The organism is Myxococcus dinghuensis (genome assembly GCF_024198235.1).
GTDB classification, from domain to species: domain Bacteria; phylum Myxococcota; class Myxococcia; order Myxococcales; family Myxococcaceae; genus Myxococcus; species Myxococcus dinghuensis.
On the sequence record NZ_JAKCFB010000022.1, the window covers coordinates 1 to 13283 of the forward strand.

At 73.5% G+C, this 13283-nt stretch carries 10 protein-coding genes; 8 read left to right on the plus strand and 2 right to left on the minus strand.

Annotation, left to right across the window (positions count from 1 at the left end; all coding sequences use genetic code 11):
- Nucleotides 1-187 precede the first annotated feature (187 nt).
- Nucleotides 188-715 carry a fruiting body development fimbrial-like coat protein PRU gene (pru, locus tag LZ198_RS25965; protein ID WP_253974744.1) on the minus strand — a complete coding sequence of 176 codons (528 nt, stop codon included), beginning with the start codon at nt 713-715 and terminating at the stop codon, nt 188-190.
- 1061 nt (nt 716-1776) lie between these two features.
- The gene (gene pru, locus LZ198_RS25970; protein ID WP_253974745.1) at nt 1777-2301 is read right to left on the minus strand and encodes a fruiting body development fimbrial-like coat protein PRU; all 525 of its coding nucleotides are present in this window, start codon (nt 2299-2301) and stop codon (nt 1777-1779) included.
- A 472-nt stretch (nt 2302-2773) separates the two neighbouring features.
- Here pru (LZ198_RS25970) and LZ198_RS25975 point away from each other — a divergent pair, with 472 nt between their 5' ends.
- The 8 genes from LZ198_RS25975 (at nt 2774) to LZ198_RS26010 (ending at nt 13267) form a co-directional block, all read left to right on the plus strand.
- Nucleotides 2774-3382 (plus strand): 4Fe-4S single cluster domain-containing protein, encoded by a 609-nt coding sequence (locus LZ198_RS25975; protein ID WP_253974746.1) that lies wholly within the window; start codon nt 2774-2776, stop codon nt 3380-3382.
- Nucleotides 3379-4467, plus strand: coding sequence for a hypothetical protein (locus LZ198_RS25980; RefSeq protein WP_253974747.1), 1089 nt, complete (start codon nt 3379-3381; stop codon nt 4465-4467). Before LZ198_RS25975 ends, LZ198_RS25980 begins: the two co-directional genes overlap by 4 nt.
- Nucleotides 4464-5033: a hypothetical protein gene (locus tag LZ198_RS25985; RefSeq protein ID WP_253974748.1), complete on the plus strand. Its 570-nt coding sequence runs from the start codon at nt 4464-4466 to the stop codon at nt 5031-5033. Before LZ198_RS25980 ends, LZ198_RS25985 begins: the two co-directional genes overlap by 4 nt.
- The gene (locus LZ198_RS25990; RefSeq protein ID WP_253974749.1) at nt 5030-7147 is read left to right on the plus strand and encodes an AAA family ATPase; all 2118 of its coding nucleotides are present in this window, start codon (nt 5030-5032) and stop codon (nt 7145-7147) included. Before LZ198_RS25985 ends, LZ198_RS25990 begins: the two co-directional genes overlap by 4 nt.
- Nucleotides 7140-7406, plus strand: coding sequence for a hypothetical protein (locus LZ198_RS25995; protein WP_253974750.1), 267 nt, complete (start codon nt 7140-7142; stop codon nt 7404-7406). Before LZ198_RS25990 ends, LZ198_RS25995 begins: the two co-directional genes overlap by 8 nt.
- Nucleotides 7406-10660, plus strand: a complete 3255-nt coding sequence (locus LZ198_RS26000; RefSeq protein WP_253974751.1) for a hypothetical protein — start codon at nt 7406-7408, stop codon at nt 10658-10660. Before LZ198_RS25995 ends, LZ198_RS26000 begins: the two co-directional genes overlap by 1 nt.
- On the plus strand, nt 10657-11703 hold the full coding sequence (locus LZ198_RS26005; protein WP_253974752.1) for an AAA family ATPase: 1047 nt from the start codon (nt 10657-10659) through the stop codon (nt 11701-11703). The genes LZ198_RS26000 and LZ198_RS26005 overlap by 4 nt, the downstream gene beginning before the upstream one ends.
- A 64-nt stretch (nt 11704-11767) precedes the next feature.
- Nucleotides 11768-13267 carry a hypothetical protein gene (locus tag LZ198_RS26010; RefSeq protein ID WP_253974753.1) on the plus strand — a complete coding sequence of 500 codons (1500 nt, stop codon included), beginning with the start codon at nt 11768-11770 and terminating at the stop codon, nt 13265-13267.
- The last annotated feature ends 16 nt before the right edge of the window (nt 13268-13283 follow it).

Consider the following 13283-nt stretch of genomic DNA (forward strand, 5'->3'; position numbering starts at 1 on the left):
TGGGTCTCGGACGACTGGTTCCGGACGCTCAACACCACCGCGCGCGACTCACCATCCAACTCCAACCGGACGGGATTCACCTCGAATGCCGCGGCATCCCCACGACCAGGAATGACCCAAGCCATCAGCGCCAGGGCCAGCAGGCCACCCGTCCGACAAGAACGCCGCGTATCCATGGGGGCCTACCTCAGAACGTCAGCGTGGCGACGACCGTGTCGTTGTAGGTGCCAGAGGGGACGTTCTGGCCCTTCGGGACGGTGCCGTAGACCAGCACGGGGACCGGCAGACCGGTGCCCAGGTACGGCAGGCCGGAGCCGGCGGTGTTGCCCCACACCACCAGGCGCGTCACGTCCTGGTAGAGGTAGTAGTTGAGGAAGTTGTTGGAGGTGGTGTTCTTCATCCGGCGCAGCGGCACCGCGTCCGTCGAACCCGTCCCCGCGTTGGAGCCCTGGCCGAGCGTGATGACCGCGCTGCCCAGCAGGGTGCACTGCACGGTGAGCGAGCCAGAGCCGAGCAGGTCCACGCCCAGGCTCGAGTTGACGATGATGGGGTCGTACGTCCCGAAGTTGAGGGTCCCGGAGCTGATGCTGCAGGCCGACCCGACGGTGGCCGTCACGGTCAGGTTGGCGGTCGCGGTCGCCGCGTGCGCGGAAGAGGTCGCGAGGAGGGCGGCGGAAACGGTGGCGGCGGCGACTGCGGTCTTCAATGCTTTCATGAGTACTGCTCCAACAAGCGCTGGCTGATTCCAGCTGCCGCCGGGCATTGCAACCCCGGAGCCGACGCTCCACGCACCGGGGTCCCACACGCGCCGCGCGCACCACGCCGTGACGGGCCCGTATGATTCACGCCACTTCGTATGGGAATGCCGTCGCATGTCTGCGTTTGTCTTTGACCGCCCCTCCCCCCGGGACCAGGACGATGCTCGCTGCGCGCCACCCACGCTGAGCCACCGCGAGCCCACGCCGCGAGCGCCACCGCTGCAGGCGGTGCGTCGCGCTTCCTCGATCGTGGAAGGACTCTTCCGTCGTAGGGAAAAGCTCGCCCATCCGACAGAAGAGTCAACGCGCGCCTCGCCTCGGCGTGCCGGATGCCTCGCGAGGGAGGGCTGGGTACACGCGCTCGCACGAGTCCATGCCAGGGCGCGCGCCCCGCCGAGCACAGCGCTTCGCGGGTCTGCGCGCCGCGGCCGCACCGACATGGACGTGGAGTCGCTGGCGACGTGAGTGCGCGCCCCACCCAGCACCGAGGACGTCCTCGCGACTCGAAGGACCCTCGGGCAGGCGAGCCCCGCCACGGAGCGAGGGGAGCACGCGCGCATCGGGCGCATGGACTCCCCCGCGGTGCCACGTCCGCGCGCCGGCGCCGACCGCTGGCGCGGCCTGGAGCCTCACGCGGGTCGGCCTCCGACGATGTGCTGGAAGGAGCGCGCTGCTTCCCGTGGAGCCGAGGAGACTCCGCCCCGGTCGGGACGGGACTCCCCTGGCCCCAGCGTCACCATCGACGGGACGGAGCACAGCTCCCGCGCGGGATGGAGCGCCGCGCGCCCCTCGTCGTCCTGGCTCCACGGATGCGCCGAGCCCTGGAACCGCTGGGTCTCGGACGACGGCGCCGGACGCTCGACACCACCGCGCGCGACTCCCGCCCCACTCCTACCGGGCGGGACTCACCTCGAATGCCGCGACACCCTCACGGACCGGGGGGCCAACAAGGCCAGGTCGGCCAGGGCCAGCGGGCCACCCACCCAACGAGGACGTCGCGCATCCACGGGCACTTGCCTCAGAACGTCAGCGTGGCGACGACCGTGTCGTTGTAGGTGCCGGAGGGGACGTTCTGGCCCTTCGGGACGGTGCCGTAGACCAGCACGGGGACCGGCAGACCGGTGCCCAGGTACGGCAGGCCGGAGCCGGCGGTGTTGCCCCACACCACCAGGCGCGACACGTCCTGGTAGAGGAAGTAGCTGAGGTAGTCGTTGGAGGTGGTGTTCTTCATCCGGCGCAGCGGCACCGCGTCCGTCGAACCCGTCCCCGCGTTGGAGCCCTGGCCGAGCGTCACGACCGCGCTGCCCAGCAGGGTGCACGTCACGGTGAGCGAGCCGGAGCTGAGCAGATCCACGCCCATGGTCGAGTTGATGATGATGGGGTCGTACGTCCCGAAGTTCAGCGTCCCGGAGGTGATGCTGCAGGCCGACCCGACGGTGGCCGAAACGGTCAGGTTCGCGGTCGCGGTCGCCGCGTGCGCGGACGAGGTCGCGAGGGCGGCGGCAACGGTGGCGGCGGCGACTGCGGTCTTCAATGCTTTCATGAGTACTGCTCCAACAAGCGCTGGCTGATTCCAGCTGCCGCCGGGCATTGCAACCCGGGCGCCGACCTTTCGTGCCCCAAACCTCCAACCCTGACGCGCGAAACACCCCGCGCCAGCCCCGTGCGGTTCACGCCACTTCGTAGGGGGATTCCGTCGTGTGTCTGGGTTTGACTTCGTCCGTCCCTCCCCCCGGGACCAGGACGTTGCTCGTTGCGCGCCACCCACCGTGGGCCGGCCCGCGCCCACTCCTCCCGCGCCGTCGCGGTTGTTGGTGCGCGCCCTTCCCCGGCCACGGAAGCCCACCACCGTCCGAGGGAAAAGCGCGCCCACCGGCGGGAAGAATCGACGTGGCCCCCACCTGGGCGTGCCGGTGGACCCGCGCCGGGAGGCCGGGTCCCGTGGCCGCCGCGAGCCCCCGGTCGCTCCGCCCCTCCCCCACGCCGTGCCGTCCTGGCATGCTGCGGGCCGGCCCATGTCCTCCGCGTCTCCCATGTCCGCCGTCGCCCCCGTCCTCCGGGTGGCCCAGCTCGTCCCCCGCACGGAGGCGGAGGGGCCGGGGCTCCGCTTCGCGGTGTGGGTCCAGGGCTGCCCCCTGCGCTGCCCGGGCTGCTGCAACCCGGAGATGTTCGCGGCCGAGCGCGGCACCGTCACGACGGCGGAGGCGCTGGCGGCGCAGGTGCTAGCCACGCCCGGCATCGAGGGCCTGTCCGTGCTCGGAGGAGAGCCCTTCGCGCAGACGGGCCCCGTCGCGGAGCTGTGCGAGCGCGTGCGCGCCGCAGGCCTGAGCGTCATGGTGTTCAGCGGCTACACGCTCGCGGAGCTGCGCGCACAGGGACGACCGGACGTCGAGCGACTGCTCGCCACGCTCGACCTGCTGGTGGATGGCCGCTACGAGAAGGACCTGCCCGAGCAGCAGCGCCGGTGGATCGGCTCGAGCAACCAGGTCATGCACTTCCTCTCTCCCCGCTATGCCCCGGAGGACCCGACCTTCACCGCGCCCAACACGGCGGAGGTCCACCTGGTCGAGGGGCGGGTCATCATCAACGGCTGGCCCGCCCTGGCCAACCGGCTGCGGCCATGATTCGCGTCTCGCCCTCCGAATACGCGCTGCTCACGCTGGCCCGCGCCGTCATGGGTCCGGGCCACTACGCCCCCGTGGAGGACTTGTTGCGGGATCGTCACGCGCATCCCGCCCGGCTCAGCCCCGGCGCGGCGCGCGCGCTGCGCGACACGCTGTCCAAGGGGACCCTCCTCTCGCTGGCCCGGACCGGGGGCTGGCGGCGGCGCTTCCACCTGTCCACGCCCGAGGGCAGGACGGGGCGGCTGTGGGAGCGGCACGCGCCGCCGCCGCTGCGCTTCTCCGCCCTCTGCTTCCACACGCTGCGCTGGCTGCTGGAGCAGCCGCTCGCCGTACACGGCCACCTGCCCCTGGACGTCGACGCGGAGCCCACGACCGCCGACGAGCTCTTCCTCTATCGCGTGTGCCGGCTCGTGATGGGCACCGCCTGCGCCCAGGGCGTGGGCGCGCAGCCCCAGTTCCAACGCTCCGCCCTGTGCCGGCTCGGCTTCCCCGACCTGTTCACCGAGGCCCCGGTGCGTCCCACTCCCGCGTCCTTCGCCCCGCTGCTGGCCCAGGGAGGCTGGCTCCTGGAGGCGCTCCAGGACGACCTGGCCCTGCGCTGGCGCGCCGTGGAGGAGGCCAAGCCCGCGGTGGGCGACCCCGAGAAGCTCGTGGCCCTGGGCCACGCGCAGGAGCACGTGCTCGGGGCCTTCCTCGGCGCGGCGGAGGCGGCCCGGCGCCGGGACCTCGCCGGGTTCCTGCTGGACGCGTTGCGCCCCCTGCTGGCGCGCCCCGCCTCGCGCTGGGTGGCCGGGTTGGCGCTCTCCCGGGCCTCGCTGTCCTCCCGGGCCGAGGCCAGCCGCGCCGCGGGAGCGGGCCTGCGTGCGCTCGGACGGCTGGCGGCCTGGGACGCCGAGCACCGCGCGGTGCGCTTCTTCGACGACGACTACGACGTCGCGCAGCGGCTCCTGTCGGAATGGTCCTCCATGGGGGAGGCCGGCTTCCGCCTCGCGGCGGAGCGGGAGCGCGAGCTGGCCACGTCCCTGTCTCCATCCGAGCCGATTCCGGATACCCTGCCCCCCCCTTCCTCCGAGAGCGCCCCATGAGCCGCGCCTATCGCATCTCCGTCTCCGAGTCCCTCAACCGCGTGGTGCAGGCCGAGGACGGCGTCTGCTCCAAGCTGGAGCTGCTGCCGCTGCTCGGCCGCGAGGAGCTGGCCGGCCTGCTCTCCGCGGAGCTGGAGCGCCGGGGCTTCGCGCGCGAGGGCGACGTCGCCGTGCGCACGGAGGCCGACGGCGTCCGCGTCGCCGTGGACGTCACCACGGGTGACGTCAGCGTCACGCTCTCGGGGGCGCAGGAGGTGTCGCTGACGGCCCACGTGGACGGCGCCTCGGAGACCCGGGCCGGCGGGACGACGGAGGAGCGGGAGAAGCTGCTCGAGCGGGCCCGCGAGCGGCTCGCCGACCAGGCCGAGGATGCCAAGGAGCGGCTGCGCGAGGACGTCACCCGCCAGCTCGAGGGACGCCTGCGCGACCTCAAGGGCGAGCTGGACGCGGTGTCCAACAAGGTGACCGCCGAGGCCCTCAAGGTCCGCGCCGCGCAGCTGGGCACGGTGGAGGAGGTCCACGAGGACGCGGCGACAGGCTCGCTCACCATCAAGGTGCGCGTATGAGCGTTCGTGTCCCCGAGGAGGCGCTGCCCTCGGAGCTGACGCCCTTCGCCGCGGTGGAGGCCGCCTATCCGGCGGAGCTGGGCCGCGTCTGCGAGGCGCTGCTGCGGGGCCTGCCCGTCATGGTGGAGGCGGACAAGGAGCTGACGCCGTACTTCTACAAGTGCCTGCGCGACCGGCTGAAGAAGGACGGGCGGCAGTTCCTCTATCTGGACGGGCGCGCCGCGGCGGAGCCTCCACCGGGCATGCCCGCGCCCAGCATGATGGCGGTGCTCATCGCCCAGCTTCGGGACGCGGTGCGCGGCGCGGTCCGCGAGCGCATCGTCGTGCTGCCGCACCTGGACCTGCTCACCACCACCAGCGGCGGCCTCACCTCCGAGGCGCGCGAGGTGATTCCGCTCCTCTACGAGAACCCGGAGATGCTCTGGGTGGGCTTCAAGGACCCGTCCTTCCCCCTGCCTCGCGTCATCGAGAACCTGTTCCCCCACAAGGAGAGCATCCTCGGGGTGAGTCGGGAGCGGCTGCGCTTCCTGGTCACCCAGCGCGAGTCCCGCAAGTTCGGCCGGGGCCTCCAGCCGTACTCCCTCTACAAGCACGTGTCCGGGGTGAACGCGGTGCGGCTGCGGCGCCTGCTGGGCGCCATCTCCGGCGAGGACTACCCGACGGACGCGCGGCCCGCCGCCGCGCAGTTGCGGTCGGCCACGCTGAGCGGCTCGCTCAACGTGCCGGAGCTGGACCTGCACGCGGACATCGGCGGCTACGCGAAGGTCAAGGAGCGCATCCAGCGGGAGATCCTCGACGTGCTCGCGCACAAGGAGGGGCTGAGCGACCCGGAGGCCATCAAGCGCGTGGAGGGCCTGCTGCCGCGCGGGATGATCTTCTGGGGCCCGCCCGGCACCGGCAAGACGCTCTTCGCCAAGGCCATGGCGTCCTCGCTCGGCGCGGCCGTCCAGGTGGTGAGCGGTCCGGAGCTCAAGAGCCGCTGGGTGGGCGAGAGCGAGGAGAACCTGCGGCAGATCTTCGTGAAGGCGCGGCAGGCGGCCCCCAGCATCATCATCTTCGACGAGCTGGACTCCTTCGCCGCCGCGCGCGGCACCTTCACCGGCTCCGGCGTGGAGCACTCCATGGTGAACCAGCTGCTCACGGAGATGGACGGCTTCCGCAAGGACGAGCTGGTCTTCGTGGTGGGCACCACCAACTTCGTGGAGTCGCTGGACCCCGCGCTGCTGCGTCCGGGCCGCTTCGAGTTCCAGTTGTGCATCCCCTACCCCAACAGCACGGACCGCCGGGCCATCCTCTCCATCTACGACCGGAAGCTGGGCCTGGAGATGACGGAGCGGGCGCTGGACTACGCGGTGAAGCGCACGGGGGATCGGGTGGAGGGCACGGGCTCGCGCTTCTCCGGTGACCACATCCAGGCGCTCTGCCGGGCCCTGGCGCGGCGCCGGCTGCGCGAGGGCATGCGGGGGCCCACGGAGGCGGTGGACGTGGAGCGCGCGCTCACGGACTTCCTGGACCGGCCGGAGCTCACGCCCGCCGAGGAGCGCGTCGTCGCCACGCACGAGGCCGGCCACGCCTTGTGCGCGCTGTTCTGCCCGAACGCGCCGCCCATCGACCGCATCAGCATCCGCGGAGACCTGGCCGGCTCGCTCGGCTTCGTGCAGTACGCGGACCCCGCGCACCGCTACGTCGTGACCCGCGGGCAGCTCCTGGACCGCATCTGCATGCTGTTCGGCGGGCGCGAGGCGGAGGCGCTGCTGCTCGACGACCTGTCGCTGGGGAGCGCGCACGACCTGGAGCGCGCCACGGACCTGGCCCGCGAGCTGGTGGAGGAGCTGGGGATGGGCGGCGACGGCGTCCCCGTGCGCCGCTTCGAGGCCCCGGGGCGCGACGGCGAGCGGCACGCGCTGTCGGACGCCACGCGCGCGACGTTGGAGGCGGCCGTCCAGGAGGTGCTCGCGGTGCAGCGGGCGCGGGCGCGGGACATCCTCGCGCGCGAGCAGGACCGGCTGGTCGCCCTGCGCGACCTGCTCATCGAACGCAAGGTGCTGGACCGCGAGGCCTTCGGGCACCTCACCCCCTCGCCCCCGGCGAGGAAGGAGTCCCTCCATGGCTAGCCTCATCCTCCGACTCGTGGTGGACCCGGCGACGGGCCGCAAGGACGTCGTCATCCAGTACGAGAGCGACTCGGACGCCCTGCCCATGGAGCACGAGGAGGAGCATCGCCGCCTCGTGGACCAGCTCATCGCGGGCGGCGCGCTCGAGGCCTCGGAGCTGGGCCGCGTCATCGTCCAGCGCGACACGCCGGCCGGACAGGCCGCGGAAGCCTCGGCCACGGCCGAGGAGGCCACCGGAAAGGTGGGCCAGAAGGCCTGATGTCCACGCTCGTCTTCCCCAGCGAGGAAGCGCTCCAACTGGCGCTGACCTCCCGAATCGTCCCTCCGGAAGTCCAGGCCGCGCCCGCGCGCGTGCACCGCACCGACGCGGGCGAGCTGCACGTCGCCCCCGAGGTGGCCGTGGCGAAGGCCGTGCTCACGCGGCTCGGTGAGCTCGGCATCCGCCCCGCGCCCAAATCGTCCCGGGGAGGCACGGAGGTGAGCTGCTGGGCGGAGGTGCTCGCCACGCGCCCGGCTCCGCTCGATGGCGCGCTGGGCGGCGCGGTGCTGTTCCTCCCCTCGGAGCCAGAGGCGCTCCTGCCGCTCGCCGGCGAGCTGTTGCGCCTGGGCTGCGACCGGCAGGAGGCCTGCTTCGCCCGGAAGGGGGCTCGCCAGGGCGCGCTGCTGCGCGCGATGTCGCCGCCCTACTTCACCCTCACCCGCGCCATGGACCACGCGGGGGGCCTGCGCGCCTTCGTCCCGGCGGTGCCCGGGCGGACGTCCGTCTGGGTGGAGCTGGGCCATGTCCATCCCCTGGCGCGCACGCTCCAGCCCGCGGCGGGGACGCTGCTGCTCGTCCCGGCCCGGGGCCCCTGGCTCACGCTGCCGGATGGCCCCTGGACCGACCTCTATCAACTGACGGACCTGGTGCTGCCGGAGCCCGCGGAGGACTGGACGCCGCGCGCCGCGACGGCGCGACTGTCGGTGCCGCTGCGCCTGACGCGCGCGGCGCGGACGGAGGCCGCGAGCCTCTGGGTGCTGCGAGAGGAGGCCGTGGCCCAGGTGGAGTCGCTGGTGCACACGCTCCCGGAGGGGCTCCTGGCGCAGCTGCGCTTCGCGGTGGCCGGCACACCCGACGCGCCCGTCATCGTCCTGCGCGCCCGCGCGGGGGGCCGCGAGCGCCCGCCCGAGCTGGGCCTCTCCGGCATGGCCTACGCGCCCCTGCCGCAACTGGCCGACCTCTACCTGCCCTGTGACGGGCTCCTCGAGCCTCCCGTGCGGAGAGATCGGCTGCGCGCCCTGCTCACGCCCGAGGCCGACACCGTCACCTGGCTGCACCCCACGGGCAACGGCGGCTTCCGCGCCGAGCGACTGCCCGAGAAGGCCTTCCAGCCGCTCGACACCTGGGTGGATTACGTGGTGGAGGGAGGCGCGGCGGAGCTGACGGCCTGGATGAAGGGCGCGACGTTCGACTTCGAGGCCATCGAGGCGGCCAGCGGCGAGTGGCTCGTGGGCGGGGGCCTGCCCGCGCCAGCCGCGGGCAGGGACGAGGCCGAGCCCGACACGCGTCGCTCCCGCCGGGCCGCGCCCGCCCAGGCGACGCCCGTGCGCGCGGCGAAGGCGGCCACGCCCGCCCCCGACCCGGGGCCCACCCTGGCGACCCTCACTCCCGCGCAGCTCAGCGCGGCCGAGGAGGAGCTGACCCAGGTGGAGAAGACCTTCCTCTCCCTGGAGGAGCCACCGGACGCGCCCGAGCGACAGCGGCTCTGGGTGCGCATGGCCGAGCTGAACGGCCAGTTGGGCCGGGGACGCGACGCGGCCCTGTGCTGGACCCGCGTGCTCTGGGAGGCGACGGGCGAAGAGGCCGGCGCGCTCGCGACACGCTGGGCCCACGCCGAGCGCCGCGCCAGCGACACCCCCGAGGCGCTGCTGGGGCGCGACGCGCCCTCCGAGGACGAGGTGCGCGTCGTCGTCAGCCAGCTCGTCCGGGCCGTGAGGACCGACCCCGCCACGGCGCCGGGCAGCGTCCCCGCGCTCCAGCGCTGGCTGGACCACCACGACACGGCGCTCGACGTGCGCTCACTCTGGCTGTCGCGCACCGCGCTGGACGCGCTGGCCGGCGGCGACGCGCTGGGGCTGGCGCGGGCGGGAGATCGCCTGCTGGGGATGCTGCAACGGGGCCTGTCGCCGTCTCGCGACGTCCCGCGCTTCCTGCGCGGCAGCGGGAACGCGGCGGACCTGCCCCGCCTCACCGCCCAGCTCGGCGCCCTGCGCGAGCGCTTCGAGCGCACGGCGCGGCGCCGCTCGTCCGTCGAGGCGCCGCAGGAGCTGACGCAGGCCTACGTGCGCTTCGTCTTCGCCTGCGGCATGGCGAGGCTCGGCCAGTCCGACGGCGCCCGCGCGCTCGCGGAGGCCGCGACCCGGGCGCTCGACGCGAAGGAGCCCATCCACGGCTTCTTCCTGCGGGCCTATGCCGCGCGCGTGGACCAGGCGCTCGAGGGGCAGCCGCTCGAGGCCCCGCTTCCGCCCGCCATCGCCGCGGAGCTCAACGCGCTGGCCTCGTTCCAGCGCTACAAGGTGGACCGGCTGCGACAGGCCTCCGCGCTGCTGGAGCCCAGCGAGCGGCTGGACCCGGCGCGCGCGTTCGGCCGTGGCACGCGCGACCTGCGGGGCGAGGAGTTCGCCGCGCTGAGGGATCTCCAGGACGTCCGGGAGGTGACCGCCACGGTGCAGGCGCTCGTGAAGCGGGCGACCGCGCCTCGCCTGCAGGCCGCGGAGCAGCAGCGACTCATCGGCGGACTGCTGGAGACGCTGCCGCGCCTGGCCCCCGCCCGGGCGCTGCCGCTGATGGATCAGCTCGTCCACGCGGTCGACGCGCTGCCCGGCGAGGTGCAGGCCCGGCTCCTGGGAGATGCCCTCTCGCTGACCGCCCTCTTCGGCCGCGCCGACCGCGCGACCTCGCTCGCCGCGCGGCTGCGCGAGGTCCTGGCGGGGCTCGCGCCGGAGTCTCCCGCGTGGGGACAGGGCATCCTCGAGGCGAGCCTCCGGGGGTTGCGCCGGGTGGGGCTCACGCGCCAGTCGGGACAGTTGGTGGACGCGTCGCGGCGGCTGCTGACACACGCCAAGGCCCCCCTGGCCGCGCGGCTCGGCGTGGCCTCCGGGCTCGCGACCCTCGGCCACGTGGAGGAGGCCCTGCCCGTCTTCCGTCAGGCCTTCGACGCGCTCGCCGCGGCCCAGGGCGCGCTGCCGGATCGGCTGGCGCTGACGCGCAGCCTCGCGGGCGCGCTGGCCCACACGCCCATGGAGGTGGCGCTGCCCGGACTCGCGCGGCTGTCCGAGGCGCTGCCCACCGTGACGGACAGCTTCAACACCAATAGCCACTTCTGCCTCTCCGTCGTCGAGTTCGCGGACACCCTGGTGATGGGCCACGTCGAGCTGGCCCAGGGCGCGGGGGAGCGGGCGCGGAGCTGGCTGGACGAAGACGAGTTCCTGGTGCGCCGACGCGTCCACCGGGAGTTGGAGGAACGGACATGAGCAGTCTTCCCCGGCGGGAGGAGCCTGCCGCCGACCCCATCGCCGCCCTGGGCTTCGACGCCCTGGCGCGCGAGGCCCAGGGCTTGCGCGAGCGGCTCAACCGCTTCCGGCTGGCGCTGGGACGGCACTTCGTGGGCAAGCAGACGCTGGTGGACCTGATGACCGTGGCGGCGGTGGCGCAGGAGCCGCTGCTGCTGGTGGGGCCTCCGGGCACGGCGAAGTCGGACCTGGTGCTCAAGTTCCGCGAGGCGCTGGGGCTGTCGAACGAGGACTACTTCGAGTACCTGCTGACGCGCTTCACGGAGCCGTCGGAGGTGCTCGGCCCCATCGACATCAACCTGTTGCGACAGGGCCGCTACATCCGCCGCGAGGGCGGCAAGCTGCCCACCGCGCGGCTCGTCTTCCTGGACGAGGTCTTCAAGGCCAGCTCCGCCATCCTCAACGCGCTGCTCACGGTCATCAACGAGCGCAAGTTCTACCAGGACGGCGCGCCCCAGCCCGTGCGGCTCAAGGTGCTCTTCGCGGCCACCAACGAGCTGCCCGAGCACGCGGAGCTGGGCGCCCTGAAGGACCGCTTCTGCCTCAAGGCCGCGTGCCGGCCGGTGCAGGACCGCTACTTCCTGGAGCTGCTCGACTCCGGCCTGGAGTCGCAGACCCACCGCGAGCTGAACCAGAAGCCGTGGGCGGAGGGGCACGCCACGCTGGAGGACCTCCTCAAGGCCCACCGCTACCTGACGCTGATGATGGGTCGCAAGGAGCCGGGGCCGGAGGGCCGCGAGCTGAGGGACCGCGACCTCTTCTTCCGGGACGAGCTGCTGCGCGAGTTCCGCCGCGTCGTCCAGACCCTCACGCGCGAGGACGGCGTGTTCATCAGCGACCGCAAGCTGGTGAAGCTCTACCGCCTGCTGCGCACGCGCGCGTGGATCTTCCACGGCGGCGCGGTGGAGCGGCAGGACCTCCAACTGCTGTCGTACCTCGGGGAGACGCGCGAGGAGATCGACCTGCTCGAGGAGAAGGTGCCCCGGCTGCTCGGCCTCACCTGAGCCGGGCGCGTCACGAGGCGCTGGAGCCGCGCGCTCCAGGCCTCGCTCCCCTGGGAAGTGATACATGAGCGGCATGGCGGCACCGGAGTCGGGCGGCACGCGGGACACGGAGCAGTGGTTGTGCGCGGGGTTGGGCCTGACGCGGCAGGAGGGGCTCGACGCGGAGGCGGTGGCGAAGGGCGTGCCCTGGCTGCTGGCCACGCTCGCCGAGTCGCCGTCGCTGCCGCCGCCCGCGCTGCTCTGGGACCTGGGACGGCTCGTCGCGGGGCAGCCCCTGGCACACGCCCTGCCCGTCCCCGACACGCTGCCCCGGCTGCGCGCCGCGGTGCGCGCCTACGACGACCACGTGCTCGCGAGGCTGGCGGCGGACCCACACCTCGAGGCGGTCTCCGCCGCCCTCGCCCGCCTGCCCGAGGAGCTCCGCCCCCGGGGCATGGCCTTCCTCGCCAACCGCATCCTCGCGCGCATCGGCTTCACCGAGGGCCGCTCGGTGAACACCGGGCTCGCCCGGCGCACGCTGGAGCGGCCTCCCGCGGAGCTGTTGCAAGCCGGCTACGTCGCCTTGCGCGAACCCGGCCCCGGGCTGGAGCGCCTGGCGGAGGCCTACGAGGCGCTGGCGCGAGGCGCGCGTCGGGCCCACGCGCTGCTCGGGGACGCGGAGGCCTTCACGCTGGAGAACCTGGAGCACCTGCAGGGCAAGGCGCAACGGCTGGCGCTGGAGCAGGCGGTGGAGGCCGCCGAGGCGCTGTCGCGCGCCCTGCCACCCCGCATGCGCGCCCGCGCCGTGACGTCCGCCCCCACGCCCACCGCGCTCGAGGACGACGCCGCGTTCCCCCAGGGCGGCTTCTCGTCCGTCTCGAACGTCGGCAGCCTGGAGAACCTGGTCACCTCCGAGCTCGTCTACATGGAGGACGAGCCCACGCTGGACCTGTTCGACGTGCGCTACGTGGAGGGCGAGCTGCTCTACTACACGCGCGACGAGAGCGTGGCCGTCCGCCGCCGCCGGGTCGTGACCTTCGTGTTACCGGCGGGCTTCGCGGAGGCGCGGGTCAAGGACGCGGGGGTGAGGTGGCAGCGCGCGGTCGTGGCGCTCGGGCTGGTGCTGTGCCTGGTGCGCCGGCTGTCGGTGTGGCTGGGCGAGGAGGACCTGCGCTTCCAGGTCGTCTTCATCTGGGACCGGCCGGGCCCCGGGCCCCTCGACGCGGAGCGGGGCCTGTGCGAGCTGCTCCTGCGCGAGTGGCGCGCCCGGGGCATCGCGGAGGTCCTCACCCTGCCGGACCTGGGCACGGTGCTCGCCCAGGCCACGGAATCCTCTCGCCGCGCGAGAATCGACGTGGTGCGCATCGACGCCGCGCGGGAATCGCTCTCGCAGACGCCCGCGGTGGACCCGCGCGTGAGCCTGCGCAGCCTCGACCTGAGCGCCGCCTGCCCTCGCGTCGACGCGCCGCGCGAAGGTCCGGCGAGCCCCGAGGAATCCCGGGTCTCCGAGAGGTCCTCGGAGCCGGACGCACCTTGGGAGGCATGGACGGGCGTAACGCTTGAGCTTGCGCGAAGCCTTCTCTAGCGTCCGGTCGGGACGC

What these genes read in the sequence shown, in the direction of transcription:
- pru (WP_253974744.1), bottom strand. Translation starts at nt 715, where the DNA reads ATGAAAGCATTGAAGACCGCAGTCGCCGCCGCCACCGTTTCCGCCGCC.
- pru (WP_253974745.1), bottom strand. Translation starts at nt 2,301, where the DNA reads ATGAAAGCATTGAAGACCGCAGTCGCCGCCGCCACCGTTGCCGCCGCC.
- LZ198_RS25975 (WP_253974746.1), top strand. Translation starts at nt 2,774, where the DNA reads ATGTCCTCCGCGTCTCCCATGTCCGCCGTCGCCCCCGTCCTCCGGGTG.
- LZ198_RS25980 (WP_253974747.1), top strand. Translation starts at nt 3,379, where the DNA reads ATGATTCGCGTCTCGCCCTCCGAATACGCGCTGCTCACGCTGGCCCGC.
- LZ198_RS25985 (WP_253974748.1), top strand. Translation starts at nt 4,464, where the DNA reads ATGAGCCGCGCCTATCGCATCTCCGTCTCCGAGTCCCTCAACCGCGTG.
- LZ198_RS25990 (WP_253974749.1), top strand. Translation starts at nt 5,030, where the DNA reads ATGAGCGTTCGTGTCCCCGAGGAGGCGCTGCCCTCGGAGCTGACGCCC.
- LZ198_RS25995 (WP_253974750.1), top strand. Translation starts at nt 7,140, where the DNA reads ATGGCTAGCCTCATCCTCCGACTCGTGGTGGACCCGGCGACGGGCCGC.
- LZ198_RS26000 (WP_253974751.1), top strand. Translation starts at nt 7,406, where the DNA reads ATGTCCACGCTCGTCTTCCCCAGCGAGGAAGCGCTCCAACTGGCGCTG.
- LZ198_RS26005 (WP_253974752.1), top strand. Translation starts at nt 10,657, where the DNA reads ATGAGCAGTCTTCCCCGGCGGGAGGAGCCTGCCGCCGACCCCATCGCC.
- LZ198_RS26010 (WP_253974753.1), top strand. Translation starts at nt 11,768, where the DNA reads ATGAGCGGCATGGCGGCACCGGAGTCGGGCGGCACGCGGGACACGGAG.